At 61.2% G+C, this 24,929-nt stretch carries 26 protein-coding genes; 8 read left to right on the plus strand and 18 right to left on the minus strand.

Translation table 11 applies throughout. The annotated features are described in order from the left end of the window. Window positions 1-36: 36 nt before the first annotated feature. From HMPREF3155_RS09850 to hflX, 3 genes are all read right to left on the minus strand, one after another. Window positions 37-1,035 (minus strand): HNH endonuclease signature motif containing protein, encoded by a 999-nt coding sequence (locus tag HMPREF3155_RS09850; RefSeq protein WP_070433220.1) that lies wholly within the window; start codon window positions 1,033-1,035, stop codon window positions 37-39. A 113-nt stretch (window positions 1,036-1,148) separates the two neighbouring features. Next, the gene (locus HMPREF3155_RS09855) at window positions 1,149-2,429 is read right to left on the minus strand and encodes a uracil-xanthine permease family protein (RefSeq protein ID WP_061923022.1); all 1,281 of its coding nucleotides are present in this window, start codon (window positions 2,427-2,429) and stop codon (window positions 1,149-1,151) included. A gap of 30 nt (window positions 2,430-2,459) precedes the next feature. Then, complete coding sequence (gene hflX, locus HMPREF3155_RS09860) at window positions 2,460-3,914, minus strand: GTPase HflX (RefSeq protein WP_070433221.1); 1,455 nt, start codon at window positions 3,912-3,914, stop codon at window positions 2,460-2,462. A 79-nt stretch (window positions 3,915-3,993) separates the two neighbouring features. Here hflX and HMPREF3155_RS09865 point away from each other — a divergent pair, with 79 nt between their 5' ends. Both HMPREF3155_RS09865 and HMPREF3155_RS09870 read left to right on the plus strand, forming a co-directional pair. Beyond that, on the plus strand, window positions 3,994-4,770 hold the full coding sequence (locus tag HMPREF3155_RS09865) for a hypothetical protein (protein WP_062038631.1): 777 nt from the start codon (window positions 3,994-3,996) through the stop codon (window positions 4,768-4,770). A 22-nt stretch (window positions 4,771-4,792) separates the two neighbouring features. Beyond that, window positions 4,793-5,308: a hypothetical protein gene (locus HMPREF3155_RS09870; protein ID WP_061923031.1), complete on the plus strand. Its 516-nt coding sequence runs from the start codon at window positions 4,793-4,795 to the stop codon at window positions 5,306-5,308. On the opposite strand, the gene dapF is transcribed toward HMPREF3155_RS09870, so the two are convergent. The 3 genes from dapF to HMPREF3155_RS09885 are packed head-to-tail and all read right to left on the minus strand — an operon-like array spanning window position 5,305 to window position 7,633. Beyond that, window positions 5,305-6,135, minus strand: coding sequence for a diaminopimelate epimerase (gene dapF / locus HMPREF3155_RS09875; RefSeq protein ID WP_070433222.1), 831 nt, complete (start codon window positions 6,133-6,135; stop codon window positions 5,305-5,307). The two genes, HMPREF3155_RS09870 and dapF, sit on opposite strands and share 4 nt — an antisense overlap. After that, window positions 6,132-7,034: a tRNA (adenosine(37)-N6)-dimethylallyltransferase MiaA gene (gene miaA / locus HMPREF3155_RS09880; protein ID WP_070433223.1), complete on the minus strand. Its 903-nt coding sequence runs from the start codon at window positions 7,032-7,034 to the stop codon at window positions 6,132-6,134. Before miaA ends, dapF begins: the two co-directional genes overlap by 4 nt. Then, the gene (locus HMPREF3155_RS09885; protein WP_070433224.1) at window positions 7,028-7,633 is read right to left on the minus strand and encodes a hypothetical protein; all 606 of its coding nucleotides are present in this window, start codon (window positions 7,631-7,633) and stop codon (window positions 7,028-7,030) included. Before HMPREF3155_RS09885 ends, miaA begins: the two co-directional genes overlap by 7 nt. A 96-nt stretch (window positions 7,634-7,729) precedes the next feature. Between HMPREF3155_RS09885 and HMPREF3155_RS09890 the strand changes: the two genes are divergently transcribed. After that, window positions 7,730-9,037, plus strand: a complete 1,308-nt coding sequence (locus HMPREF3155_RS09890) for a DUF349 domain-containing protein (protein WP_070433225.1) — start codon at window positions 7,730-7,732, stop codon at window positions 9,035-9,037. After that, window positions 9,027-10,127, plus strand: coding sequence for a GNAT family N-acetyltransferase (locus HMPREF3155_RS09895; protein ID WP_246815632.1), 1,101 nt, complete (start codon window positions 9,027-9,029; stop codon window positions 10,125-10,127). Before HMPREF3155_RS09890 ends, HMPREF3155_RS09895 begins: the two co-directional genes overlap by 11 nt. Window positions 10,128-10,136: 9 nt before the next feature. Here HMPREF3155_RS09895 and HMPREF3155_RS09900 read toward each other — a convergent pair whose 3' ends face one another. The 5 genes from HMPREF3155_RS09900 to HMPREF3155_RS09920 all read right to left on the minus strand — a co-directional run bounded on the left by HMPREF3155_RS09900 (window position 10,137) and on the right by HMPREF3155_RS09920 (window position 14,460). After that, window positions 10,137-10,730, minus strand: a complete 594-nt coding sequence (locus tag HMPREF3155_RS09900; RefSeq protein ID WP_070433226.1) for an Rv2732c family membrane protein — start codon at window positions 10,728-10,730, stop codon at window positions 10,137-10,139. Between the two features lie 11 nt (window positions 10,731-10,741). Continuing rightward, the gene (gene miaB / locus HMPREF3155_RS09905; RefSeq protein ID WP_082787701.1) at window positions 10,742-12,262 is read right to left on the minus strand and encodes a tRNA (N6-isopentenyl adenosine(37)-C2)-methylthiotransferase MiaB; all 1,521 of its coding nucleotides are present in this window, start codon (window positions 12,260-12,262) and stop codon (window positions 10,742-10,744) included. A gap of 41 nt (window positions 12,263-12,303) precedes the next feature. Continuing rightward, the gene (gene recX / locus HMPREF3155_RS09910; protein WP_062038613.1) at window positions 12,304-12,900 is read right to left on the minus strand and encodes a recombination regulator RecX; all 597 of its coding nucleotides are present in this window, start codon (window positions 12,898-12,900) and stop codon (window positions 12,304-12,306) included. Next, window positions 12,901-14,034 (minus strand): recombinase RecA, encoded by a 1,134-nt coding sequence (gene recA, locus HMPREF3155_RS09915; protein WP_061923051.1) that lies wholly within the window; start codon window positions 14,032-14,034, stop codon window positions 12,901-12,903. It abuts the gene before it with no gap. A gap of 210 nt (window positions 14,035-14,244) precedes the next feature. After that, complete coding sequence (locus HMPREF3155_RS09920; protein ID WP_062038610.1) at window positions 14,245-14,460, minus strand: DUF3046 domain-containing protein; 216 nt, start codon at window positions 14,458-14,460, stop codon at window positions 14,245-14,247. A gap of 117 nt (window positions 14,461-14,577) precedes the next feature. Between HMPREF3155_RS09920 and HMPREF3155_RS09925 the strand changes: the two genes are divergently transcribed. From HMPREF3155_RS09925 to HMPREF3155_RS09935, 3 genes are read left to right on the plus strand one after another with little or no spacing between them, the layout of a single operon-like run. Further along, window positions 14,578-15,150 (plus strand): biotin transporter BioY, encoded by a 573-nt coding sequence (locus HMPREF3155_RS09925; RefSeq protein ID WP_070433227.1) that lies wholly within the window; start codon window positions 14,578-14,580, stop codon window positions 15,148-15,150. Further along, a complete protein-coding gene (locus HMPREF3155_RS09930) occupies window positions 15,151-15,843 on the plus strand; it encodes an energy-coupling factor ABC transporter ATP-binding protein (RefSeq protein WP_070433228.1) in 693 nt (230 codons plus the stop codon). A gap of 15 nt (window positions 15,844-15,858) precedes the next feature. Continuing rightward, window positions 15,859-16,473 (plus strand): energy-coupling factor transporter transmembrane component T family protein, encoded by a 615-nt coding sequence (locus tag HMPREF3155_RS09935; protein ID WP_070433229.1) that lies wholly within the window; start codon window positions 15,859-15,861, stop codon window positions 16,471-16,473. Between the two features lie 73 nt (window positions 16,474-16,546). Here HMPREF3155_RS09935 and HMPREF3155_RS09940 read toward each other — a convergent pair whose 3' ends face one another. The 4 genes from HMPREF3155_RS09940 to pgsA all read right to left on the minus strand — a co-directional run bounded on the left by HMPREF3155_RS09940 (window position 16,547) and on the right by pgsA (window position 19,003). Beyond that, entirely contained in the window at window positions 16,547-17,410 is an 864-nt protein-coding gene (locus HMPREF3155_RS09940) for a PspA/IM30 family protein (RefSeq protein ID WP_062044121.1), read from the minus strand. 134 nt (window positions 17,411-17,544) lie between these two features. After that, window positions 17,545-17,904 (minus strand): helix-turn-helix domain-containing protein, encoded by a 360-nt coding sequence (locus HMPREF3155_RS09945; protein WP_061923073.1) that lies wholly within the window; start codon window positions 17,902-17,904, stop codon window positions 17,545-17,547. A 44-nt stretch (window positions 17,905-17,948) separates the two neighbouring features. After that, complete coding sequence (locus HMPREF3155_RS09950; protein ID WP_070433230.1) at window positions 17,949-18,422, minus strand: CinA family protein; 474 nt, start codon at window positions 18,420-18,422, stop codon at window positions 17,949-17,951. After that, window positions 18,422-19,003: a CDP-diacylglycerol--glycerol-3-phosphate 3-phosphatidyltransferase gene (gene pgsA / locus HMPREF3155_RS09955; protein ID WP_062038598.1), complete on the minus strand. Its 582-nt coding sequence runs from the start codon at window positions 19,001-19,003 to the stop codon at window positions 18,422-18,424. The genes HMPREF3155_RS09950 and pgsA overlap by 1 nt, the downstream gene beginning before the upstream one ends. 67 nt (window positions 19,004-19,070) lie before the next feature. On the opposite strand from pgsA, the gene HMPREF3155_RS09960 reads away from it, so the two are divergent. Beyond that, a complete protein-coding gene (locus HMPREF3155_RS09960; RefSeq protein ID WP_070433231.1) occupies window positions 19,071-19,364 on the plus strand; it encodes a YciI family protein in 294 nt (97 codons plus the stop codon). Window positions 19,365-19,367: 3 nt separating this feature from the next. Here HMPREF3155_RS09960 and HMPREF3155_RS09965 read toward each other — a convergent pair whose 3' ends face one another. The 3 genes from HMPREF3155_RS09965 to HMPREF3155_RS09975 form a co-directional block, all read right to left on the minus strand. Beyond that, window positions 19,368-20,486 (minus strand): TerC family protein, encoded by a 1,119-nt coding sequence (locus HMPREF3155_RS09965; RefSeq protein WP_062044112.1) that lies wholly within the window; start codon window positions 20,484-20,486, stop codon window positions 19,368-19,370. Window positions 20,487-20,705: 219 nt separating this feature from the next. Continuing rightward, window positions 20,706-24,101: an FtsK/SpoIIIE family DNA translocase gene (locus HMPREF3155_RS09970; RefSeq protein ID WP_148138239.1), complete on the minus strand. Its 3,396-nt coding sequence runs from the start codon at window positions 24,099-24,101 to the stop codon at window positions 20,706-20,708. Window positions 24,102-24,234: 133 nt separating this feature from the next. Beyond that, window positions 24,235-24,873: a TIGR03085 family metal-binding protein gene (locus HMPREF3155_RS09975; protein ID WP_062038586.1), complete on the minus strand. Its 639-nt coding sequence runs from the start codon at window positions 24,871-24,873 to the stop codon at window positions 24,235-24,237. Window positions 24,874-24,929: the final 56 nt, after the last annotated feature.

Here is a 24,929-nt window from a genome sequence, read left to right on the forward strand (position 1 = left end):
TTGAGCATGCCAAAGCGCCCGCGCGTGGCGGGGGCTCTAGCTCACCGGCGAAGCCCACGGCGGCAACCAGGTGATTTTTCCGCGAATGCGAGCTAGCTTTCCACGGGAAGTTTTCGGCGAACTTCCTGGCGGAGAGTCGTCATTTATTCCGTTGTGATACGCACAGCAGGTAACGAGGTTTCCGATGTTCGTATCGCCTCCCCTAGCCCAAGAGGTGAGGTGATGGACCTGCGCACTATCCGCCGGGTGATTACAGCCCGGCCACGCGCACGTGGGATTTTCGGCCGCGGCCAGCAGGCGCTGCTTTTCATTAGCAAACCGCCGCGTGCGATAAAGATTGACCGGCCCTTCATAAGGATGCACGAGGCTGACCAATCCATGCGCGGAAAGCACGCGGGAGACGAAATCCGCGCCAGAAATGCTCGCGCCGTTGGTCATGCGCAGCTGGATTTCCTCCCCGCCGCCTTGCGCGATTTCCACGAACTCGTCCAAAGTGATGACGACGTGGGAGCCCGCCACCGGCTTGTGCGCACCGGAAAAGAATCCCTCGTAAAAGGATTGGACGGGCGCTTCGGGTTTTAAGGCAGAGAAGATATCGGCAATCATGTCCTGCTTGCCGGTAACGGTCAGGGACCACAGCGCTTGGCGACGCCGCGTAATCCGCACCCCTTCCTGTGGTTGCTTGGCGTATTCTTTCGCCATCGCGCGGGCTTTTGCCTTCAGCTTGTCCGCGGGAAGGGTGCTGGTGCAGAGTGTTTCCCGTACTTTCCACTTATCGCGTTGGCGTGGAATACGGGAAATGTAGCCTTCGATCATCGTCAGCGTGGACAGGCTATGCGCTGAGCCCTGCGCGTTGCGCTGGCAGCGCGAAGAGGAGGTGGGGCCAAAATAGATGCCCGCCAGATAGATAAGCTCGCGGGCCTGTAAGTTCGACGCGCCGAGCTGCACGAGCTGTGCTTCGCTGCGCCCGTGGGCGCCGGCAAGAATGGCCATGCCTGGCGCCTGGGCTGCGAGGAAGTCTGCTAGTGCGTTCATGGTTTTTAAGCCTAAAAAGCCCTCACCAAGCCCCACAAGAGACAATTTTTGGCCTGTGGATAACTTCGCCAAATTCACCCCGAAAAGGGGCGAGATTGGTGACGTATCCCGTTTTAGTACTTGGCGCCCTTGCCCTCACCAAGGGTTTCGTAGAGCCACTTCGCCGCAGGGTAGACCACAATGACGCCGATGGAGCCCCAAGCGATGCCCTCGAGGGAAACGGAACCCACGTTCAGCGTCAGGTTGCCGATGCCCGCAATCAACGCCACCGCAGCACAGGTCAGGTTCACCGGATTGTTGAAGTTGACCTTGTTATCCATCCAGATGCGGATGCCCAGCATGCCGATGAGGCCGTAAAGCACGAGAGTCGCTCCGCCCAGCACACCGGTGGGGATGGTGAAAATCAGGGCGCCGAACTTCGGGATGAAGGCCAAGCAGATGGCGAAGACCGCAGCCACCCAGTAGGCCGCCGTGGAGTACACGCGGGTCGCGGCCATAACGCCGATGTTCTCGGCATAAGTTGTGGTGCCGGAGCCGCCGAAGCCACCGGCGATGGCGGTGCCGAGACCGTCGGCGATAAGCGCGTCGCCAGCTAGGTCATCGAGGTCGCGCTTCGTCATCTCAGACACGGCCTTAACGTGGCCGATGTTTTCTGCGATCAGCACCACCAGCACTGGCAGCGCCACGGCGATGGCGGAGAACTTAAACTCCGGCGAGTGGAACTGCGGGACGCCAATCCAGGCAGCATCGCGGATGGTCTGCGCGGTTCCTTCCGCTAGGTTTCCGGTAAGCGCCGCAAAGACCCAGCCCACGACAACGCCGATGAGGATGCCCAAGCGGGAGACCATGCCGCGCCCGCCCACGGTTGCAAGGACGATAGCAGCCAGGGTAATCGCCGCAACGAGCGGCTGGGTCTGGAAGTTTGTCGTGGCCGCCGGCGCCAAGTTCAGGCCGATGAGCGCCACGATGGAACCAGTCACGGCCGGCGGCATCACGGCATCCAAGACACGGCGCCCCGCGGCTTTCACCACGAAACCGACGGCCATCAACACTGCACCGGTCACCAAAATGGAACCGGCCTGCGCGCTGATGCCATACTGCTGCGACGCCGTCAGCGGTGCGATGAAGGCAAAAGAAGAGCCCAGGTAGGAAGGCAGGCGATTGCGGGTAATCAACAGGAACAAAATAGTGCTGATGCCCGAGAACAGCAGCGTCGTATTAACCGGGAAACCGGTCAAGGTGGGAACCAACAACGTGGCGCCAAACATAGCCACCACGTGCTGCATGCCGATGCCGATAGTGCGGCCCCAGCTCAAGCGTTCTTCCGGCGCTACTACCGCGCCAGGTGCAATATTCTTACCATCGCCGTGCAGGCGCCAACCAAAAGTACTCACGAGCCTTCATTATGGCCCACCAGCGGCGTTTTAGGAAACTTCTTCCGCAACGTACTCCGCCAATTCGTGGGCAACGGATGCAGGCAGGCGGACGTCGACAAGCGTGCCCTCCCCTGTGTACTCCTCACCCAAAACGGTGCCTTCGGCATGCATACGGGAGACAACATCGCCGCGGGTAAAAGGAACCAACAAACGCACGTGCGCATCACGAGAGTTGAGAAAGAGCTCAACGCGCGAAGTCAGCTCGTCGATGCCCTCGCCGGTGTGCGCGGATACGTAAACCACGTTCTCGCGGTCGAGCACGTGACGAATCTCAGCAAGCACAAGCGGATCGGCCTTATCGATCTTGTTGATGACGATAATCTCCGGCGGCGCCTGCTCGCCTGTTTCCTGCACGATGTCGTAGATGACCTTGTTGACAGCTTCGATCTGTTTCAACGGGAATGGGTCGGAGCCATCGACCACGTGCATCATGATATCGGCAGCCAAGACTTCCTCGAGGGTGGACTTGAAGGCCTCCACCAGCTGCGTGGGCAGGTGGCGCACGAAGCCGACGGTGTCGGTGAAGACGACTTGGCGGCCGTCGGCAAGCTCTGCGCGGCGGGTGGTTGGGTCAAGGGTGGCGAAAAGCGCGTTTTCCACCAGCACGCCTGCGCCGGTCATCGCGTTGATGAGGGAAGACTTGCCCGCGTTGGTGTAGCCGGCGATGGCAATTTGCGCGATTGTCGACGCCTGACGCTTTGAGCGTTTGATATCACGTGCGGTTTTCATTCCGCGCAGCTCTTTACGCAGGCGCGCCATCTCGGAGCGGATGCGGCGCCGGTCGGACTCAATCTTGGTCTCGCCGGGGCCGCGCAAGCCGACGCCGCCGTTAGAGCCCGCGCGGCCACCCGCCTGGCGCGAGAGGTTGCCGCCCCAACCGCGGGTATGGGTATAGAGGTATTCCAGCTGTGCAAGCGAGACCTGCGCCTTACCCTCTTTGGACTTCGCGTGTTGGGCGAAGATATCCAGAATCAGCATGGTGCGGTCAATGACCTTGGTGTTGAGCTCGCGCTCTAGGGCGGAAAGCTGGCCGGGCTGCAGTTCGCCGTCGCAGATGACGGTGTCGGCGCCGGTGGCTTCGACGATTTCTTTGAGTTCCTGGACCTTGCCACGGCCGATGTAGGTGCCAGGGTCGGGCTTTTCGCGCTTTTGGTAAATCGCTTCTACGACTTCGGCGCCGGCGGTCTCGGTTAGCGCGGCAAGCTCGGCCATGGTGGCCTCTACTTCGGCGACGGTGCCTTCGGTCCATACGCCCACGAGTACGACCTGCTCGAGGCGCAGCTTGCGGTACTCCACCTCATAGCCGTCGGTGGTGTCCTCAGCGCGGATGGTGGTGGAAACGCGGCGAAAGGCGTTGCGCTCGGCTAGGTCGAGGTCGCCCGTGGTGGGCTGGAATTCCTCACCAAAAGCCTGCGCGAGAAGTTCTTCGTGATTTTCGTTCATGTTGCTTTTATTCTTGCACGTCGCAGGCTTAAAACCCCAATTTTTAGTAGCTAAAGCCCGCGGAGATACAATAGCCACTATGACCGAAACTTCCCCCGCCTCCACTGCCAATACTGAGATGCAGGCAATTGGCCTGAACTTTGTGCGTTGGCAAGACGCCGTTGAGGCAGCCATTTCCACCAACCAGCTCACCGTCACCGGCGAGATCCGCGACGGTCAGCTCATCCAATTCGCGGACCCGTCCGGAGCGCAGATCAATATTCTCGCGGTCGAGCCTTTTGCCACCTACATCGGTTTCGATTCCGTGACGCAGGGCTTTGCGCATGTGTCCATGGTCAACGACGTGCTGGCTTTCATGGAAATCCTGGACCCATTCGGCACTGTTCTCGCACAGGCCACCGCTAACCTCGCGCAGGGTCCACTGCTGGCAGACGAAGAAACCCAGCCGTGGCAGCAGGTAGGCCTTAGCGTCATGGGCTTCGGCGTGAAACGCTATGCCTCCGCCGCAGACTACGAGGCGGAGTTTGATACTTACCCGGCGGCCTTCGAGTCTGAAGGCGCAGAGATTGTCGCGAAGGGTTCCGGCGCAGCGGCGCCTACCCCGGGCTGCCGATTCGCCGCCCGCGTGATGGAATCCGAGTGGCGCGAAAACCAGCTTACCGGCGAAAAGTTCATGCACCTGGTCATGGACGGCGTCTTCCCGTTCGACCTCTGCTTACCGGCCAGCTTCGGTAAGCTTCCCGCCAAGGATGAAGTTCTGGCTGGAACTGGTATGCTGACGGCTTCAATCGAAATGCCCACCGGCGGCTGCGGCTCCGACGGCGGCTGCTCCTGCGGTTCTGGCGGATGCCACTAAATAAAACGAAGAAGGGCCAGGTATGGACTCGACAGGGCGTCATATGCTCGCCGTCACCCTCGCGGTGGTGGCAGCCGTTGCGCTCATCGTGACCCTGAAACTGCCTGGCCTTTTCATTGCGCTCTTGGTGGCAGGCGCCATATGGCTTTTCGCCTCTGCACGTCCCGACGCCTCCGAGCACGCCGCCCTGCGCACCTCCATCGATCTTTCCGCGGACGATATCCGCGACGTGATCGCTGAATTCGACGCCTTCTGCAATTCGCAAAATACCGATGCCATTGCAGACCGCACTTTGCACCGCCCCGCGCTGCTGGATCTGGATTGCACGGATCCCACCATCGAGGCCTTCCGCTACGAATTAAACGGTGCCAAGCGATTTTTAAGCCGCTTGGACATCCGCGTATACCGCACAGACATCGAAACCGACGAGCTGGAATCCCTCTTAAGGGTTACCGATGACCGCGCCACCGAGCTGCGCGAGACCTGGCTCGCCGCCCGCCGCGCGGCCCTTTCCCTCGGCACGCACTACAAAGACTAAAGCGCGGTCTCGCCAGTTGCCACGATGCGCGAAGGGCCGGTAAGACGCGAGTCTTCGTCGAAGATCTCCACTTCCACCGTGCCGCCGGGAACATGGACGCTGACGGTGCCGGTGCCGTAGCCGGCGTCGGCAAGCGCGGCGCATGCGGCCGCCACGGTGCCGGTGCCGCAAGAGCGGGTCTCTCCGACGCCGCGTTCGAAGACACGCATGGAAACGGCGCCTTCAGCAAGCTGAGTCAGCACCTCAACGTTGACTCCCTCGGGAAAGAAGGACTCATCGAAAGTCGGCTGCTCGAAGGTCATCTCGGCCAGGCCTTCTGCCGAAAGCCCCGGGATGACCGCTGCCAGGTGCGGATTGCCCACGTCGACACCGAGGCCCGCAAAGCTCTCGCCTGCCATCGACGCCGTGGAAACTCCGGTTACCCGCGCAGCACCCATCTCCACGCTAACCTGCGCCTCGAACTCATCGAAGGAATGCACCGTCACCGTTTTCGCACCGGCACGGGTGCCGACGGTGAAGGAATCGGCATTCACCAAGCCGCGGGAACGCACCCAGTGGGCGAAGACGCGAGTGCCGTTGCCACACATTTCGGCGACGGAACCATCGGCGTTGCGGTAGTCCATGCACCAATCCTCGTCAGCAATTCCTTCGGCGAGCGGCTCCCCCAGCGCGCCCGCGCGGACCACGCGCAGCAGGCCATCCCCGCCGATTCCGGCGCGGCGATCGCACAGGCGCTGCACGCGCTCGGGGCTAAGCTCTAGCTGGCCGTCATGGTCTTCGATGATGACGAAATCGTTTTCCGTACCGTGTCCCTTGGCAAATTTCATGCCTCAATAATACGCAGCGCCTGCCCGCGCGTATCGGCGGCCGCATCCAGCCAGTTGATGCGCTTGTCGCGGTTAAACCAGGAGCGTTGGCGGCGCACGTAGCGCCGCGTTCCGGTAATCGTGCGCTCTATGGCTTCGTCCCAGGTCAGCTCTCCTCGCTGAGCTTGGAATACCTGCGCGTAGCCGATGGCGCGGCCGGCGGTGGAATCTTCTACGAGGCCTTGTGTTTGCAGGCGCTCGACCTCCGTTACGAGCCCGCGTTCGAACATGCGGCGGCTGCGCAGCTCGATGCGCGGGTTGAGCCAATCTGCTTGCGTGCGCAGGCCCAGCAGCAGCGTGTTCCAGCGCGGCGGCGCGTCCTTCGGGGGTTGGCTGGCCTTGAAGGGTTTGCCGGTTAGCTCGATGACCTCCAGCGCACGGACGGTGCGCCGCGGGTCCTTGTCCTCGATGATGGCGGCCGCGGCCGGATCTACTTCTACAAGCTCCGCGTGCAGCTTATCGACGCCGATTTCCACCCTCCGCTGCTCATACTTCGCGCGAACTGCAGGGTCGGTGGGTGGAAACTGCCAGTCGTCGACGAGCGCTTGGACATAGAGCATCGAGCCACCCACGAGGATGGGCGTTTTGCCGCGGGCCATGATCGCCTCGACGTCGGAAATGGCGTCTGCTTGATAACGCGCGACGGAGGCCTTCTCCGTGACCTCCCAGACGTCAAGCTGGTGGTGCGGGATGCCCTCGCGTTCTTCCATCGTGAGCTTCGCCGTGCCGATGTCCATGCCGCGGTAGAGCTGCATGGAATCGACGTTGACAACCTCGCCGTCTAGCTCATGCGCGAGCTGCACGCCCAAGTCACTTTTACCCGAACCCGTAGGCCCTACGACTGCGATTGGTCTTAACATTGCCACCCCGCCACATATCGTCCAACGCCCAGCGTCGAATCCGCCGCGCGCAGTTCCGCTTTTACCGGCTGCAACGCCGCGAGCTCTGCCCACAGAGCAGTCTCCTCGACGCCGGCGGCCCGCAGCTTTTCTTCATCGCAGCTTTCGTCCGCGCCCGCTAGCAGGGATTCGCACCACCGGGCGGCCGCGGGGGCGGCGTCGATAAGCGCGAGCGGCGCGCGTTGGGTAAGCCCGGCACTGCCGTCTACGCACACGATGGTGAGAACGCCCGCGCGCGGGGTGCCTAGGTGCTCGCGGACCTCGCCCACGCGATAATCCGGACCGTCTGCAAGCATGTAGCGCGCCATAAGCTCCGGCAGGTAATTGCCCTCGCCCAGCTGCACGCTCGGGGCGCCCCACGCGCGCAGTGAACCTGTATGTGCCGTATGCCAGCGTGCATCCCTGGAGCCAACGATGTCTAACACCAGCTCCTCATTGGCCGACGCGTATTCGCGGACCAGCTGCCGAGCTGCGCCTAATAGCGCGCGGCTAGGGGCATCTGCAGGAGATAATTCCTCCGCCAAGGCCGGCGAGGAAGGCATAATCAAAAGATTTAACATTGCTCACTCATCCTAATGCAGGAGAAGGTACTGTTAGGGAGAACACTCTAGGCAGCCGTGACGCGCGGCGCGACTTTCATAAAGGCGGTTTCAACCATGTCTATCCCAACCCCAGGTGCAATGCCCAAGAAGGGTGCTCGTCCAGGCCCTCGCCCGGGCGCACAGCCGGCGGCTAAGGTCGCAAAGAATGATCCGGCCAAATGGGGCCGCGTGGAGGAAGACGGTTCCGTCTTCGTCAATGCTCCCGAAGGCGAACGCAAGATTGGCGAGTGGAAGGCCGGCACCCCGGCTGAGGGCTTGGCGCACTATGGTGCCCGCTACGATGACCTTTCCACCGAGATTGAGCTGCTGGAAACACGTTTGAAAGCGCACCCGGGCGAGGCGGAAACCATCAAGGCCACCGCCGCGGAGCTGCGGGAGTCTTTGCCTACCGCTGCCGTTATCGGCGATATTGCGGCCTTGGACAAGCGTTTGGGCGCTGTCATCGAACACTCCGTAAGCGCCGGCGAGCAGGCGCAGGCCGATAAAGCGCGCCGCCGCACGGAAGGCATCGCGGCCAAGGAGAAGCTCGCGGCAGAGGCCGAGGACATCGCAGCGAACTCCACCGAGTGGAAGGCCGCGGGAGATCGCATCCGCGCCATCCTCGAGGAGTGGAAGCAGATTCGCGGAATCGACCGCAAGACTGACGACGCCCTCTGGAAGCGCTACTCGCGCGCACGCGACTCCTTTAATAGGCGTCGTGGAGCGCACTTCGCGGAGCTAGACCGCAACCGCGCGGCGGCCCGCAAGCGCAAGGAAGAGCTCGTCGAGCGCGCCGTGGCGCTGCAGGATTCCACCGACTGGGCAGCCACCGCGCGCGCCTACCGTGACCTGATGACCGAGTGGAAGGCCGCCGGCCGCGCCCCGCGCGAGGCCGATGACAAGCTGTGGGCGCAGTTCCGCGCTGCGCAGGACCACTTCTTCTCCGCTCGCAACGCCGTCAACGACGAGCGCGATAAGGAATTCGCCGCCAACGCGCAGGCGAAGGACGCCCTGATTGCGGAATACGACTCGCAAATCGATCCTTCCAAGTCCATCGAGGCCGCTAAGGCGAAGCTGCGCGAGCTGCAAGAAAAGTGGGAGGAAATTGGATTCGTCCCACGCAACCAGGTCCGTGAATACGAGGCCAAGATTGAGGCCCTGGAAAAGCGCGTTTCCGCCGCGGAGGATTCCGAGTGGCGTCGTACCGACCCCGAAGCTCAGGCACGCGTGGCGCAGTTCCAGTCCAAGGTCGACGATCTAAACGCGCAAGCCGACGCCGCCGCTGCCAAGGGCAACGCCAAGAAGGAGCAGGACCTGCGCGCCCAGGCCGCGCAGTGGCAGGAGTTCGCGGACGCAGCGGCAGCTGCTGTAAATGACAAATAATTTGCTCGTCCAGATTGTCCCCGGCCGCGGAGAGCCAGCAGATTGCGTCCGTAGCTTCGTCTTCGACGCGAACCTGTATGCGCAGGAGGCCAGCGGTGACCCAGCCGCATCTTCTGCGCCTTCGCGGGTGGTCCAGCGCCTGCAGGGCTCGAACGAGTCGCAGACCTATCTCTTTGGGCTAACTTCTCCTACCCCACTGGAGGTGGGCGCGCTGGGCTTGCCCACTATTTCCGCGGTGGAGCCCAGCCCGGAGTTGGATTTCGACGGCTTCATCCATATCTCGCTGCCTCTTCTTGAAGAAACACAGAATGCGGAAATCGAGTGCGTTCTCGCGGCGGGCCTGCTGCCCATGCCCGGCGAGGAGCTGTCCGCGGAAGCGTACGGGGTAGCCGAGCAGCTTGTCGACGCCGCCCTCGACCTGGCCCATAAGCTCGGCCGCAGCGTCGCACAGGTAGGCATGCTCTACCCTGCCGATGCGGACTACTCTTATGACCCGTTCTCGGGCCCGTATATCGCGCGGGGCTTTGCACAAAAGCACGCCGAGCACCAGATGTTCGTGGAGTTTCCGGATACGCCGGCGCGGCCTTTCCCGGTGGCCTCGCGTAAATTTCACGTCTTTGCCGACTATGACATCCCCGCTGAGTATCTGGATGACATCCTGGAGCTTTTGACCGTGGCCTCCACGGATGCGGTCTACGGCGATTTGAGCACCGAGCCTATTTACTGGACCGCGCAGCGTTTGGAGGAGGCGCATCGCAGGCTGCGGGCACGGCGCTCGCATACTCTTCTGGTTGCGATCGAGGAAGCCGGGCGTATCGTGGCGCTGACGGAGCTTTCCCGGCACGCGGATGCGGACCCGGAGGTCTGTGAGTGGACGCTGACGGTCACCGCCCGCGATAGGCGTCGACGCGGACTGGCCACGGCTGCGAAACTGCATGCACTGCACGAGGTCGCGCACTGGTGGCCGGACGCGCGCCGGGCATATTGCTCGGTCGCGGATGCGGACCCGGCGATGAACCGCATCTATAAGCACCTAGGCGCGAAGGTTATTTCCACGTCCTCAGCCTGGGAGCTGCATCTCCGGAGTTAAATTCGGAGCTTAACGCTTGTGCGCTCGGCGGCGCCGGTCGTCGATAAGCAGCGGATTCTCCTCCGGAGGAAGTGTGGTCGCGGCCTCCGTCTGCAGGACGCCGACTTGATCGAGGGAGCTGGCTGCGGCGCGGGCCTTTTCGGCCGCTGCAATCTGCTCGGGGCTGCGCCTAAAGGCCACACGGCAGTACGCCAAGAATGCAATCAGGCTAGCGAGCACGCCGACCCACATGCCGATGGAGGCGCCGTTAGCGGTCGAGCCGCGGTACCAGAAGCCCCAGAGGTTAAGAAACAGCGAGATTGCCACCAGCATCCATGCAGCAAGGCCGAAGTTTAAGCGGCGGGTGATGACGGTGAGGCTGGTCAGCACGCCGATGCCCAGCAGGGCACACCACCCCGAGATGTTCTCAATGATGGAAATCTTCACGCTCGTGCTGCCCAGACCAAGAACCTCCCAGCCGTTGGCGGTGCCGGCATAGGGCAGAACCAGGTACGCCACCCACGCGACAACCGCTGTAATGAGCGCGGTTTTGTAGCCTCCCAGTTCCATCTTCTGGGAGGCAGCGCGCTCGGCGGCGTGGGCGGTGTCGTACTGATTGCTCATGAAATACTCCTTTAGCAGCCGCAGGAATCTTGGGTGGCGGGGGCGCCAACCTGCGGTAGCCCCAAACCTACGCCGATAGGCGCGGTGGTTGGGGTCTGACCTGCTGCGGACATGTCGCCGGCCTTAGTGCGGCGGTGCTCGGTAACGCCGGAGTCAGCCACGAGGAAGAAGGAACCGGAATCGGTGACGGTGGTATGCACGACGTCGCCTGGGCGGATATCTGCGCTGATGTCGGTCCCGGCGGCGTCGATAGGCGCAAAGTGCACGAGGCGGCCGTCGCGGGAACGTCCGGTCAGGCGGTGAGTTTTGTCAGCCTTGCGGCCGCCCTCGGCCTGCACCAGCAGCTCAACGTCGGTGCCAACCAGCTTCGCATTCTCCTCGGCCTGGATGGAGTCTTGCAGCGCGACGAGGCGCTCGAAGCGCTCCTGCACGATGTGCTTCGGGACCTGCTTTTCCATCTCCGCCGCCGGGGTACCCGGGCGCGGCGAATACTGGAAGGTAAAAGCGGAGGCAAAACGGGCGCGCTTTACCACTTCCATGGTGGCCTCGAAGTCCTCTTCGGTCTCGCCTGGGAAGCCGACGATGATGTCAGTGGTGATGGCCGCATGCGGCATCTTCTCGCGGACTTCATCCAGGATGGCGAGGAACTTCTTCGAACGATAAGACCGGCGCATCTCCTTCAAGATGCGGTCGGAGCCAGACTGCAGCGGCATGTGCAGCTGCGGGCACACGGCTGGGGTCTCGGCCATAGCGTCGATGACGTCGGAAGTAAATTCTGCCGGGTGCGGCGAGGTAAAGCGCAGACGCTCCAAGCCCTCGATCTTTCCCACCTCGCGCAGCAGCTTCGAGAACGCGAACTTATCGCGCGGTAGGTCAGGGTCTGCAAAGTTCACGCCATAAGCGTTGACGTTTTGGCCCAGCAGGGTGACCTCGGAAACGCCTTGGTCTACCAGTGCCTTGACCTCGGCCAGGATGTCGCCCGGGCGGCGGTCCTCTTCCTTACCGCGCAAGGAAGGAACGATGCAGAAAGTACAGGTGTTGTTGCAGCCCACCGAGACCGAGACCCAGCCAGCGTAGGCAGACTCGCGCTTTGCAGGGAGCACGGAAGGGAAAGCCTCGAGGGAATCAACGATTTCCACCTGGGCCTCGTCATTGTGGCGCGCGCGTTCGAGCAGCGTAGGAAGGGCACCCATGTTGTGGGTACCAAAGACCGCATCGACCCACGGCGCGTTATCGAGGACGGTGTCTTTGTCCTTTTGCGCCAAGCAGCCGCCCACGGCAATCTGCATGCCGGGGTGATTCTCCTTGGTCTTCTTCAATGCGCCCAGGGTGCCGTATAGGCGCTTATCTGCGTTCTCACGCACCGCGCAGGTGTTAAAGACGATGAGGTCGGGCTCGTCGCCGGAGTCGACTGCGCAGTAGCCTGCCTCCTCCAGCAAGCCGGAGATGCGCTCGGAATCGTGCACGTTCATCTGGCAGCCAAAAGTACGCACTTCGTAGGTGCGGGGCGCCTCAGTCTGGGGATTACTCACGTCGGGTCATTCTATCGGCCAAAGCAGCCAACTCATAAACCCTAGGATTCCAGCTCCGCGATGCGCGCATCCAGCGCCGCAATGGCAATCCGCATGGACATGCCTTGGTTGAAACCGCGCCGCGCCAGCACGCCTACGATGCGGCGCAAGTATTTATCACGCTCCGCCCGATCCGTCGGCGCCGTTTTCACAGAGCGCGCCTTCTTCACCGCCAGGGCCTGGGCAATGGACTCCTCAGATTCCTCCGTCACCTGCTCCAAGGCCTCACCCCGCAGGGCTTGGGACACACCCTTTTCCTGCAGCTCGCGGTCTAGCACGCGCGCGGATTTACCTCTGCGGGCATGGCGCTGGCGCACCCACTCTTTGGCAAAGGTGGCGTCGTCAAGCAGACCCACGTGCGTTAGGTCATCGAGGACCATCTCCACTACCTCGGCGTCGAATTCGAGGGCAAGGAGGCGGTCACTTAATTCCTTACGCGAACGCGCGCGCTGATCCAGCAGCAACAGCGCGCGGGAGCGCACCTTGGCTTTGGCTTCTTCTGCTTCGGCATCAAAAAGCCCGCCTCCAGCGGCGCCGGATTCATATTCGGCAAGCGCTTGGCGAAGCTTTTCGAGCTTTTCTGGGGCGGGCTTTGACATTTAGTCGTCGTCGAAGTCGACGTTCGGAACCAAATCGACGGCGTCATCCGTCAAGGAATCGTCCGCACCGGGCACGTCCATGTGGACTTCCTCCCCCGTCGCGGCCGCGGCGCCGATGCCCAGCTTGGTGAAGATCTTCTTCTCGATCTCATCAGCCAGGTCCTTGTTTTCCTTCAGGAAGTTACGGGCCTTCTCTTTACCCTGCCCCAGCTGGTCACCCTCGTAGGTAAACCAGGAACCGGACTTCTTGATAAAGCCGTGCTCCACGCCAAGGTCGATGATGGAGGACTCACGCGAAATACCCTCGCCGTACATGATGTCGAACTCGGCGATCTTGAAAGGCGGGGAAACCTTGTTCTTCACAATCTTGATCTTGGTGCGGTTACCAATCGCATCCTGGCCATCCTTAAGCGTCTGGATGCGGCGGATATCGCAGCGCACGGAAGCGTAGAACTTCAGCGCCTTACCACCGGTGGTGGTCTCCGGGGAGCCGAACATGACGCCGATCTTCTCGCGCAACTGGTTGATGAAGATGGCGGTGGTGCCGGAGTTGTACAGCGCGCCGGTCATCTTGCGCAGCGCCTGGGACATCAGGCGGGCCTGCAGGCCGACGTGGGAGTCACCCATCTCGCCTTCGATTTCCGCCTTCGGGGTAAGGGCCGCGACGGAGTCGATAACGATGATGTCGATAGCGCCGGAACGCACGAGCATGTCGGCGATTTCCAGCGCCTGCTCACCGGTATCCGGCTGAGAAACCAGCAGGTTATCCGTATCCACGCCCAAAAGGCGAGCGTACTCAGGGTCGAGGGCGTGCTCGGCGTCGATAAACGCAGCGATGCCGCCTTCCTTCTGCGCAGACGCAATCGCGTGCAGCGCAACGGTGGTCTTACCCGAGGACTCCGGGCCGTAAATCTCCACGATGCGCCCGCGCGGGAATCCGCCGATGCCCAGTGCGATGTCGATGGCGGTGTTGCCGGAGGAAATCGCGCGGATTGGGGGACGCTCGTCGTCACCAAGGCGCATAACAGCACCCTTACCGAAATCCTTCTCAATCATCGCCATCGCGGCGTCGAGCGCCTTCTGGCGGTCATCTCCCTTGCCCGCCGCAGCGGTGGACTTCTTCTTCGTTGCCATTTTTAATTCCTAACGTTGATTTACCTGCGCATCCCACAGGCTCATTGATTTAGACTGCCAAACCGCACCTACGGTTCCGCAACAAAAGCTAAGCTAGCGCCGACGCCCGACACCCCAAACCACCTTACACACAAGTGTTCGAAACTAAAATACAAACCCTGCGTGTCCGCCCGGTTTTTAACTCACAAGTCTTCGAATGCGTTCGAACAACTAGAGCGTGGGATAGTCCACGCCCAGGCGGCGGTTTTCCGGAACACCAAAATCATCGCACAGGCCTTCCCACACCTCGCCTGGGTCTACCCCGCGTTCGATGAGCTCGTCGGCGGTTTCACCGTATTTAGCCAGCACGTGGGAGTGGCTTATCCACTTGCCTTCGGATTCACCGAATTCATCGACTATCAGTTGGTGATACTCCGTCAATCGCATGCCCGCTATCCTACAGGCCGAACTTCCAAGCCCCAGTCCCTGCTCAACACACCCGCCTGAACGCCGTTCAAAAGGCGAGTTTCCCAGCCGCAATGCCAGGCGTGTAATCTGCCCAACATGAAGAAGAACTCTGTCGCGGGCGACATCGCTTACGTTGCCGTCTTTACCGCTCTCATTATTGTCTTCGCGTTTGTTTCGATCCCCAGCCCGGTCTCCGGCGTTCCGATCGTTTTGCAGAACGCCGTCATCACCCTTGCTGGCCTGATTTTGGGCGGGCGCCGTGGCTTCTACGTAGGCCTACTTTTCATCGTTCTAGGTCTCGTTGGCCTACCGGTCCTGGCAGGCGGCCGCAGCGTTTTGAGCGCACTGGCCGGGCCTACTGTGGGCTACATCGCGGGCTATGTCATCTCCCCTGCCATCGGCGGCGCGATTGCTTACCGCGCCCCGCGCAACAAGGCCGGCATGTGCATCGTCATTGCGCTCGCGGGCATCGTCAGCCTGCTCGTGCAATACGCCTGCGGCACCATCGGCATGGCCTTGCGCGCGGGCATGGGCTGGGGCGAGGCCGCACTCGCGCAGATTCCTTTCCTGGGCCCTGACGCACTAAAGCTGGCGGTCATGGTCGTTATCGCGATTGGCGTGCACGCGGCGTTTCCGGATCTGATGGGACGCAAGCCCAAGAAGGCATAAATGTCCACCATCGAGTTCCAGAACGTCAGCGTCGCTTTCGACGAGGAAGAGGTTTTAAGCGATATAAACCTCACGCTTTCTGAGCAGCGCATTGCCATCATCGGCGCGAACGGCGGCGGTAAATCCACGCTCACCCGCCTCATCAATAGCCTAGGCGAGCCCACCTCGGGCACCGTGCTTGTCGACGGCGCGGATGTCGCCCGCCACGGAAAAGAAATCCGCCGCAAGGTCGGTTTTGTCTTCTCCGATGCGGAGAACCAAATTGTGATGCCGAACGTGCGTGACGACGTCGCCTTTTCGCTGCGTCGGCTCAAGCTCAGCAAGGCCGAGCGGAACGCACGCGTGGATGCTGCACTGGAGCGCTTTGGGCTACGCGAGCTGGCAGACCAGTCACCGCATACACTTTCTGGCGGGCAGAAGCAGCTGCTGGCTTTGGCCGCGGTTCTCGTGATGGAGCCGGTGCTTATCATCGCCGACGAACCCACCACTCTTTTGGACCTGCGCAACCGCGACCGCATCCGCCGCGAGTTTGCGCGCTTGGAGCAGCAGCTTATCGTGGTCACGCACGACTTGGATTTCATCCACGATTTCGACCGAGTCATTTGCATCGATGAGCACCGCATTGCTGCCGACGGCGTGCCCGCTGAGGTCATCGACTTCTATCGCTCCCTGATGGCCTCCCGCCCGCTGTAGAAAAGGGAGACATTCGTGCCACAGAATATTCCGCTTGGGTTTTATGTCGATGCCGATACCTTCATCCACCGCCTGCCGGCGTGGGTGAAATTTGTGGTGCTCATCGCTTTCATCATCAGCACCACGATTTTTGCAAAGACCATTCCCGTAGCCGTGGTCTGCGCGGTAGTCACGCTTGCGGTCTACCCGCTCGCGCGTATCCCTGCGCGCGTGGCCTGGAACCAGCTTTATCCCCCGCTCTATTTGCTCGTAGCGCTGGCGGCGCTGCAATGGTGGCAGCAAGACCTTGAAACGGCGGTGACTACTTTCTTTAGCATTTATGCCGCCATCGTCGCGGCAGTGCTCCTCACGCTGACTACCAAAGTCTCGGAGATGATGGAGTCTTTTGAGAAGGCGCTCGCGCCTCTTGGCAAGCTGGGGCTGCCGGTGGAAAACATCAGCCTGGCGATGTCACTTACGATCCGCCTCCTGCCGCTGATGCTCGGCACGGTTCAAGAGGTCATGGACGCCCGCAAGGCCCGCGGTGCGGGCACTTCCCTGCTGGCTTTCGGTACTCCGGTGGTCATCCGTTCGATACGCCGCGCCCGAGCCATGGGCGAGGCACTCCAAGCCCGCGGCGTGGGCGACTAGATACCGTCTAGATACCGTCTAGATCCACAAAGACCCTCGAGAACTTCTCTCGAGGGTCTTTTAAAGCTAAAGGCTACTGCTCGCCGCGCAGTTCGCGCAGGCGGGCCTGGACGGCGTCGTCAGCAGCGGCGTTTGGCTGCGCCGCCTGGTCCGCTGCAGAACCAGCGGTGCGGTTGCCCTCGATTGCCTGCTGGGAGCTGCCCTCAACAGCCTTGGAGGAACCCATCTCTGCACGGATCTGCTCCAGACGGGAGTGGCCGGCCAGCTGCACGCCTGCCTGCTCCACCTCGTGCATGCGGTTAGCCACGGAGTTCTCCGCCAGCTCCGCCTGGCCTAGGGCCTTGGTGTAGCGGCGCTCAATCTTGTCACGGACGGAATCCAAAGACGGAGTGTTGCCGTTAGCGGTCATCTCGTTCATGGAGTTGAGAGACTCGGAGACCTTCTCCTGCATCTTCGCCTGCTCGAGCTGGGAAAGCAGCTTGGAACGCTCGTTGACCTTTTCACGCAGGGCCATGCCATTGCGCTCGACGGCCTTCTTGGCCTGCTCTGCCTGCTGAAGGGCTTGATCGTGGAGCTTCTTGGTGTCTTCCACAGACTGCTCTGCGGTAACCAGCTGCGCGGCGAAGGCCTCTGCGGCATTCTCGTACTCGGTGGCCTTGGTGTTATCACCTGCAGCGCGAGCCTTATCAGCAAGCTCCAGCGCCTGGCGGGTATTGCCCTGCAGCTTCTCAATCTCATTCAGGCGGCGGTTGAGCTGCATCTCCAGCTGACGCTGGTTACCGATGACAGCGGCTGCCTGCTGCGAAAGCTCCTGGTGCTGGCGCTGTGCGTCCTCGATGGCCTGCTCGATCTGCACCTTGGGATCAGCGTTTTCTTCGATCTTGGAATCGAAGAGTGCCATCAGGTACTTCCATGCCTTGGAAAATGGATTCGCCATTAGTGTGTTTAAGCCTTCCTAAGTTGCGTTTAACGCGTGACTAAAAGTGTTTCGTTACCCCACCAATACTAACGAAATCCGCGCCCCACTGTGGTGCCCGAAGGCATAAAGTTCACTGTGAGACGCGGAGAGTTTTAAAGCTCCGAAGCAGCAGGTGCGGTGGTTGCCAGTTCCTCGTCCATGGACGGCAGCGCCATGAAACCTGCAGCCTCAATCAAGACGTCAGAAACGCTGACCTCTAGAGCGTGGCAGACGGAGGCCAAAAGCTCGGAGGAAACTTCCTTGCGGCCGCGCTCGAGCTCCGAAAGGTAGCCTGGGGAAACACGCGCGACGCTAGCAAGTTCGCGCAGGGTCACGCCCTTGTCGGCGCGGAATGCGCGAAGGGTCAGCCCCAGAGCCTCACGCAGCAGCGGCTCCGGCGCGCGTTTGGGAGCCTCAACAGCACCTGCCGAGGCGTTGAAAGGCTTTTCAAGAAGTGCAGTAGTAGTGTTCATCAATCTGTACAACGGCGCTGCGGCCGGCTTTGTTCCCGAAAATCCTATTTTTCTTTCAAAGTTGATAGAAGCAGGCTCAAGACCTCTTCCACGGCGGCTTCACGAATCGCGTTACGGCTGCCCGATAGCTGCTGCAGTTGTATGCCATGGGCAGGAACCCCGGGGCCAACGATGCCCACGAAGACCGTTCCCGCGGATTTGCCCTCTTGCGGGTCAGGTCCTGCCACGCCTGTCAGCGATAGCCCCCAGTCCGCGCCGGTCTCGCGCACCGCAGCCTCGGCCATCGCCTGCGCGGTTTCGGCTGAGACCACTCCCTGGGCTTCCAACTCCTCCACCGGAACCGACAAGAAGTGAGACTTCACCTCGGTGGCATAAGTTACTAATCCACCGCGCAAGACTGCCGACGCCCCCGGCACCGTAGCGAGCGTGGCCGCCGCTAGGCCGGCAGTCAAGGACTCGCAGAAGGATACGGTCTGGTGGCGGTTGCGCAGGGCATCGACAAGCGCGGGCGCAGACATCAGGAGTTCTGCTTCCTACCGTCGATGAGGTACTGCACGCCCGTTACCACGGTGACCACGACGGCGATGAGCATGACCACGAAGGAAGGAATGTCCATCCAGCTCGGCAGCGGGCACAGGTACATCGCCACGGCAAGGGACTGCAGGACGGTCTTGAGCTTGCCACCTTTAGACGCTGGGACAACCTTGCCCTGGCGCAGAAGGGCCATGCGCCAGAAGGTGATGCCGAATTCGCGGACAAGGATGACCACGGTGACCCATACCGGCAAAACGCCGATGATGTTAAGGCAGACGAAGGCCGCGGTCATTAAGGCTTTGTCTGCGATAGGGTCGGCGATTTTGCCGAAGTCGGTGATGAGGCCACGGGAACGGGCGATGTCGCCATCGAGTTTGTCCGTAATCATCAACGCGGCGAATACACCAAACGCCCACCAGTCGTGGCCGGCCAGCACCAACCAGACGAATACGGGGATGAATAAGATGCGCAAGCTCGTCAGGATATTGGGTAGATTCCAGTTGGAAACGTGGGGATTTACATCCGACGCCGCCGCCGTTTTCTGCCGAGCCCTAGAGTGATTCACGGACTTTATCCTACCTGTCCTATTAAAGCCGCTGCGGCAAACTCCCCCATCTCTTTAAGATAAGTTCATGAAATACTTCGCAGTCAGCTACGAATACAACCCGCAAAATCCAGCCATCGCGGAAAACCGCCCAGCGCACCGCGAATTCATCGGTGATCTAAATGAAAAGGGCATAATTTTAGGCTCCGGCCCCTTTACTGATTCCAAGGGCGGTGCGCTCATCGTTTTACAATTTGCCGATGAGGCCACCGAGGTTGCCGAAGCCATCAAAATTATGGACCAAGATCCATTCTTTGTCTGCGGCGCTGTTACCGCGCGCGCATTCCGCGAATGGAACCCGGTGATTAACTCTTTTGCTTAAAGGTTAGGGCAGTTCGGTCTCCGGAAGATCGGCTGCCTTACCGACGAACTCGCCCGACTTGGTGCGGACGATCTTGTTGCCCTCTTCGTCCCAGTCATAGTGGTTGTGGGACACGGTGATGCCGCCCTGCGCTTCGTCGCGCTTGTTCTTAAGGACAGAAGCCGCGACGGTAAGCCCCAGCACGCCGACGATGACGAGCAGGGAGACCAAGGTCGGAATCTCCGGGATAGCCTCCACGTTTTCACCGCCGTTGATAAACGACAGGTTGTTCTCATGCAGCGCGTGGAAGAGCAGCTTCACGCCGATGAAGCCCAGGATGATACCCAAGCCATAAGGCAGGTAAACCAAGCGCTCGAGCAGGCCATCGATGAGGAAGAACATCTGACGCAGGCCCATCAGCGCGAAGGCGTTGGTGCTAAAGACCAGGAACGGCTCCGAAGTAATGCCGTAGATGGCTGGGATGGAGTCGAATGCGAACATGACGTCGATAAGCCCGATGGCGACCAGTGCCACGAACAAAGGCGTCAATGCCAGCTTGCCCTTCTTTGACCCGGACTCCTCGCGGTGGGTCAGCTTGTCACCGTGGTAGCGCGGGGTGACGTGGATGACCTTGCGCAGCCACTTGATGATCAGCATGTCGTTGGGGTCCGTCTCTTCAGCATCGGTGACCTCGTCCACGATGAGCTTGACTGCGGTGTAGATGAGGAAGATTGCGAACAGATAGAACACGTCGGACCACGCCTGGATGATCGCAGCACCGAGCATGATGAAGATGAGGCGGAATACCAGCGCCAGGACGATGCCGATGAGCAGCACCTTTTGCTGGAAGCGGCGCGGAATCTTGAACGCGCCCATGATCAGCGCGAACACGAAGAGGTTATCCACGCTCAAGGCTTGCTCAGTCACCCAGCCTGTGTAGAACTGAATGGCGTGCTCGTGATCCCACAGCACCCAGACGATACCGCCAAAGATGACGGCCATGCCCATGTAGAACAAGGTCCAGAAGCCGGATTCCTTCATGGAGGGCTCGTGCGGCGAACGCACATGGCTCAAGAAGTCAAAGATGAAAAAGCCGAGGATGACGGCGATGGTTAGTATCCAAATCCACAAAGGGACATGCATATAGAAATATCCTCCGGTCGAGTAAGAAAAGATTTGACCGGAGGTCTCCCCCAACTCGTCTACTGCGAGCCAGCGAGACCGGGAACTCATTTCCCTGCGGAGTTGCCGTGTTGACGATCATCGCTGTGGAACGGGGTACTCCCCTCCAAGACTTGTACTATCTTACACAAAAGTTAATGCCCCACCGCAATGGCTGCGGTGGGGCGAGAAACTTATTGCCTAGAAGGCGCCGGAGGACGGGTTATACGTCACTTGGACAGTGCGCGTGTCCTCGCCACTTGGGGCGGAGGCATCGTCGGCGGAAGAATCTTCCGCCGATTCAGACTGCGCCATCTCGTCCTGGATTTCCTTCGGTGCCTCTGCTGGGTCGGCGCCCTTGATCATCCAGATGATGGTGTCGAGTTCTTCCGGCTTGACCAGCACCTCACGGGCCTTGGAGCCCTCGGATGGGCCCACGACACCGCGGGATTCCATGAGATCCATGAGGCGGCCCGCCTTGGCGAAACCGATGCGCAGCTTGCGCTGGAGCATCGAGGTCGAACCCAGCTGGGAGGTGACAACCAGCTCGACTGCCTCGAGCAGATCGTCCATGTCCTTGCCGATATCGTCGTCGATTTCCTTCTTCGCCTCGGACTTCTTTTCTTCCGTGACGCCTTCAGTGTAGTTCGGCTGACCTTGTGCCTTCGCGGCATCGACAACCGCTTGCACCTCTTCGTCGGAGACGAAAGCACCCTGCATACGCACCGGACGGCCGCCCTGCGGAATGAAGAGGCCGTCACCCATGCCGATGAGCTTTTCTGCACCGCCTTGGTCCAAAATGACGCGGGAGTCCGTAAGGGACGAGGTGGCAAATGCCAATCGGGAAGGAACGTTGGTCTTGATAAGACCGGTGACCACGTCCACGGAAGGTCGCTGGGTTGCCAGCACCAAGTGGATGCCGGCCGCACGCGCCTTCTGGGTGATGCGCACGATGGATTCCTCGATTTCCTTCGGCGCGGTCATCATGAGGTCGGCCAACTCGTCCACGACACAGACGATGTACGGGTACGGGCGCATCTCGCGCTCGGAGCCGAGCGGCGCCTGGTGCGCGCCGGAGATGACCTTGCGGTTATAGTCCTCGATCTTACGCACGCGGGCAGCCTTCATGTCCATGTAGCGCTGCTCCATCTCCTCGACGAGCCACTGCAGGGCCGCCGCCGCCTTCTTTGGCTGGGTGATAATAGGCGTAATAAGGTGCGGGATGCCCTCGTAAGGAGTCAGCTCCACCATCTTCGGGTCAACGAGGATGAGGCGGACCTGCTCCGGGGTCGCGCGCGTCAGGAGGGAAACCAGCATCGAGTTCACGAAGGCCGACTTACCGGAACCGGTGGCACCGGCGACGAGCAGGTGCGGCATCTTCTGCACGGAATAGGACGAGTACTCGCCCTCGATGTCTTTACCCAGGCCGATGAGCATCGGGTCCTCATCACTTGCGATGGCCGGGGAATCCAGAACGTCACGCAGGCGCACCATCTCACGGTCCGCATTCGGAACCTCGATACCCACCGCAGACTTGCCCGGGATTGGGGTCAGCAGGCGCAGGTTGTCCGTCGCCACGGCATAGGCCAGGTTGGACTGCAGGTTCGTAATCTTGGAGACCTTCACGCCTGGTCCCAGCTCGATTTCGTAGCGGGTGACTGTCGGGCCACGGCTAAAGCCGGTGACCTGCGCGTTGACCTTGAACTCCTCGAAGACATCGGTAATCGCCTCGATGATGCGGTCGTTGGCCTCGGTGCGCGCCTTGGTGGGCTTGCCCGCGGTCAACAATGCGGTGGTAGGCAGGTCGTAGTCGGACTCGTTGCCCATCGCGCCAACCTGTGCGGCGGCCGGTTGCTGCGCTGCAGGGGCCTGCGCGGCCTGTTGCTGCGCAGCAGGCTCCTCCACGGACTTGCCTGTCGCTGCATCGCGGCCGGAGCGCTGCTGGAACAGGCGCACTGCCTCCGCGTGTGCGGAAGAAACAACGTCGGAAGCAGCGTCCATTGCGGCCGCACCAGCAGCGCCGGCAGCAGCAGCGGCGGCACCGGCAGCGCTTGGCGACGCCTTCTTGGCTACAGGCTGAGCCGCAGATTCTGCGGCCGGCAGCTGGGCTGACTGCTGGGTCGGCTGTGCAGATTCTTGATGCTGCGGTGCAGAAGGCAAAACGGTGGTCTGCTCTTCATCACGCACGGCCGGGAACTCGTCGGTGTCCTCGATGTTGCGGGAGCCAGCGAAGTCTGGGCGACCGTGCTGGACTGGCGCGGCGTTAGAAAAGACTTCGGTGGGCTGGCCGGCCTCGTCAAGCAATGCTTGCTCTTCTTCCTGGGCAGCCGGCTTGGTGTTCGCGGAATCGAAGGACACGGTGGGCTGGTTGGCCGATTGGTTATCTGCCGGGTAATTATCCAACGGCGTCGCCAAGCGGCGTGGGGCCTGGCGCCGCGCGCGACGTGGCTGCGACTGCTGGCGCTTATCACGTGGGGTGCGCTCGCGGCCTTCGGCAATGTCTTCGATGTCATCGTCGACGTGGCCATAGGCATCGTCGTCGATGTCCTCGTCATAGTCGCCATAACGCTCGGCCTTCTTCTCGCGCAGGCCCGCCATCAGGTCGTTGAAGAGCGCAGAAAGGTAGTCGAAGGCCTGGCGCAAGGTGATGCCCGTGACGTTCAAAGCGCCGTAGATGATGAGCAGGATTAGCAGCGGCACGGCGACGTAGGCGGAAAATGCTGCCTCCAAAAGCTGACCTACGGCAAAGCCGATGGCACCGCCGGCGTCTCCAGCCGCGTTATCGCGCCAGGAAAGCTTGGGCAGACCGGCGAAGATATGAATTAGGCCCAGCATCGAGACGATGATGAGGCCAATGCCGCCCATCACGCGGGGCTGCAGACGGCCAGCTACGCCGGAAACTCCCATCATCAGCGCCATGGCGAGCGCGATCAGTGCGACCGGCAAGACGTAAGCGCCCGCGCCGATGACATAGCGCACGGCGTCGGTGAGATAGGCGCCGATAACGCCAACGATGTCGAACCATACCGCGCATGCCAAGACGATGGCTACGCCGATGAGTGTTAAGGCAACGGCATCCGGGTTGGAAATCTGGATGGTGCGCTCTTCGCGCGAGATTGCATCAGGAGCAGTTGCCAGATGCTCATCGAGCTCATGCTCGCGCGCTGCGCGATCTTCTGTGGCCTTTGCGCGGGTCACCTTGTTTTTCTTTTGTTTGCCGCGAGTAGAAATTTCCTCTGGCTCCCTTGCATCGTCGTATGCGAATTCTTCATAGCCTTCTGCCCCGCCGTCACTCGGACGCAGATTGCCAAAACCGCGGCTAACGCCGCGCGTCATATCGCCCATGCCACGCGCGGTGGCACCGAATGCGGCACTTAGGCCACGCCCGACAGCACGAAATGCGCTGCCGGTCCGCTCATAAGAGGGATCAGCAGCGCGGTTGGCGGAAGTAAGCGTCAGGTTCTCTGCCGCATTCCGCGACGTGGACTTGGCCGCTCCAGACCGCCCCGAGGGGCGCGATCGATTCGCAGGACGGGCCGCCCCCTTGCCGGAGCGGCCGCGATGCGAGGCGCGTGACGGTGCGTTTTTGACAGACATGCCAGCCACTCTAGTAGCCCACACCCCACTAATCACATACGCCACACGGGTTTCGAGGAAGTATTTTCCTTAGTTAATGTTGCGTCTGCGGGCCTGCAGGGCTGCCCGCAAGACGTACGTGGCTATATCTAGTCTAGAGGGTTGACCTAACGACGGCGCTTACGTCGCCCTCAATTTTCAGCGAGCAAGCATCGCGGCCAAAGACCCACAGCACGAGCTCTGGAACGGGCCCCATCACGCGGACGACGTCATCGCCGCGATCGGCAACCTTCCTATCGTCCGCGACGACGATCCGGCCAAAGTTCTCCGGATACAACACGACCGGCTTGGAAGACTTTTTCAGCATGCGTGGCGCGAGCATTTTCAGAGCCTTATGCAGCTCGCCCAAAACCACCGCGGAGAACTCGCGTTGCTCATTCATGCCATTGGCGCGGCGCACGTCCTCGTGGTGGACAAAGTGCTCGGTGAGATTGACCTTGGAGTCAACAAGACGCATTGGGTTGGCGCGTCCGGCTCCCCTCCCCCAGTCATCGACGAGCTCGGTGAAGTCGCGGGCAGCCGCCTGCTCCATCGCGGCGTCGAGACGGCCGGCAAGCTGTGGGACCAGCATGCCCGCCGCAGCGTCGGGACGGTTCTCACGCACCCACAGGTGGGCAGCTAGATCGCGGGTGCTCCAGCCCTGGCAGAGGGTGGGAGCGTCTGGTCCGAGCTTATGAAATAGCGTCACCAGCTTGGCGCGCTCAGCAGAAGAAAACGACATGTGCCCCAGCATAGACTGCTGGGGCACACGCCGTCAGACGAACAAGGCGGCTCGATACGCGCTGCCAA

The sequence above is a fragment of the Corynebacterium sp. HMSC06D04 genome (assembly GCF_001807315.1).
GTDB classification, from domain to species: domain Bacteria; phylum Actinomycetota; class Actinomycetes; order Mycobacteriales; family Mycobacteriaceae; genus Corynebacterium; species Corynebacterium simulans.

What these genes read in the sequence shown, in the direction of transcription:
- HMPREF3155_RS09850 (WP_070433220.1), bottom strand. Translation starts at nt 1,035, where the DNA reads ATGAACGCACTAGCAGACTTCCTCGCAGCCCAGGCGCCAGGCATGGCC.
- hflX (WP_070433221.1), bottom strand. Translation starts at nt 3,914, where the DNA reads ATGAACGAAAATCACGAAGAACTTCTCGCGCAGGCTTTTGGTGAGGAA.
- HMPREF3155_RS09865 (WP_062038631.1), top strand. Translation starts at nt 3,994, where the DNA reads ATGACCGAAACTTCCCCCGCCTCCACTGCCAATACTGAGATGCAGGCA.
- HMPREF3155_RS09870 (WP_061923031.1), top strand. Translation starts at nt 4,793, where the DNA reads ATGGACTCGACAGGGCGTCATATGCTCGCCGTCACCCTCGCGGTGGTG.
- dapF (WP_070433222.1), bottom strand. Translation starts at nt 6,135, where the DNA reads ATGAAATTTGCCAAGGGACACGGTACGGAAAACGATTTCGTCATCATC.
- miaA (WP_070433223.1), bottom strand. Translation starts at nt 7,034, where the DNA reads ATGTTAAGACCAATCGCAGTCGTAGGGCCTACGGGTTCGGGTAAAAGT.
- HMPREF3155_RS09885 (WP_070433224.1), bottom strand. Translation starts at nt 7,633, where the DNA reads ATGTTAAATCTTTTGATTATGCCTTCCTCGCCGGCCTTGGCGGAGGAA.
- HMPREF3155_RS09890 (WP_070433225.1), top strand. Translation starts at nt 7,730, where the DNA reads ATGTCTATCCCAACCCCAGGTGCAATGCCCAAGAAGGGTGCTCGTCCA.
- HMPREF3155_RS09895 (WP_246815632.1), top strand. Translation starts at nt 9,027, where the DNA reads ATGACAAATAATTTGCTCGTCCAGATTGTCCCCGGCCGCGGAGAGCCA.
- HMPREF3155_RS09900 (WP_070433226.1), bottom strand. Translation starts at nt 10,730, where the DNA reads ATGAGCAATCAGTACGACACCGCCCACGCCGCCGAGCGCGCTGCCTCC.
- recX (WP_062038613.1), bottom strand. Translation starts at nt 12,900, where the DNA reads ATGTCAAAGCCCGCCCCAGAAAAGCTCGAAAAGCTTCGCCAAGCGCTT.
- recA (WP_061923051.1), bottom strand. Translation starts at nt 14,034, where the DNA reads ATGGCAACGAAGAAGAAGTCCACCGCTGCGGCGGGCAAGGGAGATGAC.
- HMPREF3155_RS09920 (WP_062038610.1), bottom strand. Translation starts at nt 14,460, where the DNA reads ATGCGATTGACGGAGTATCACCAACTGATAGTCGATGAATTCGGTGAA.
- HMPREF3155_RS09925 (WP_070433227.1), top strand. Translation starts at nt 14,578, where the DNA reads ATGAAGAAGAACTCTGTCGCGGGCGACATCGCTTACGTTGCCGTCTTT.
- HMPREF3155_RS09930 (WP_070433228.1), top strand. Translation starts at nt 15,151, where the DNA reads ATGTCCACCATCGAGTTCCAGAACGTCAGCGTCGCTTTCGACGAGGAA.
- HMPREF3155_RS09940 (WP_062044121.1), bottom strand. Translation starts at nt 17,410, where the DNA reads ATGGCGAATCCATTTTCCAAGGCATGGAAGTACCTGATGGCACTCTTC.
- HMPREF3155_RS09945 (WP_061923073.1), bottom strand. Translation starts at nt 17,904, where the DNA reads ATGAACACTACTACTGCACTTCTTGAAAAGCCTTTCAACGCCTCGGCA.
- HMPREF3155_RS09950 (WP_070433230.1), bottom strand. Translation starts at nt 18,422, where the DNA reads ATGTCTGCGCCCGCGCTTGTCGATGCCCTGCGCAACCGCCACCAGACC.
- HMPREF3155_RS09960 (WP_070433231.1), top strand. Translation starts at nt 19,071, where the DNA reads ATGAAATACTTCGCAGTCAGCTACGAATACAACCCGCAAAATCCAGCC.
- HMPREF3155_RS09965 (WP_062044112.1), bottom strand. Translation starts at nt 20,486, where the DNA reads ATGCATGTCCCTTTGTGGATTTGGATACTAACCATCGCCGTCATCCTC.
- HMPREF3155_RS09970 (WP_148138239.1), bottom strand. Translation starts at nt 24,101, where the DNA reads ATGTCTGTCAAAAACGCACCGTCACGCGCCTCGCATCGCGGCCGCTCC.
- HMPREF3155_RS09975 (WP_062038586.1), bottom strand. Translation starts at nt 24,873, where the DNA reads ATGCTGGGGCACATGTCGTTTTCTTCTGCTGAGCGCGCCAAGCTGGTG.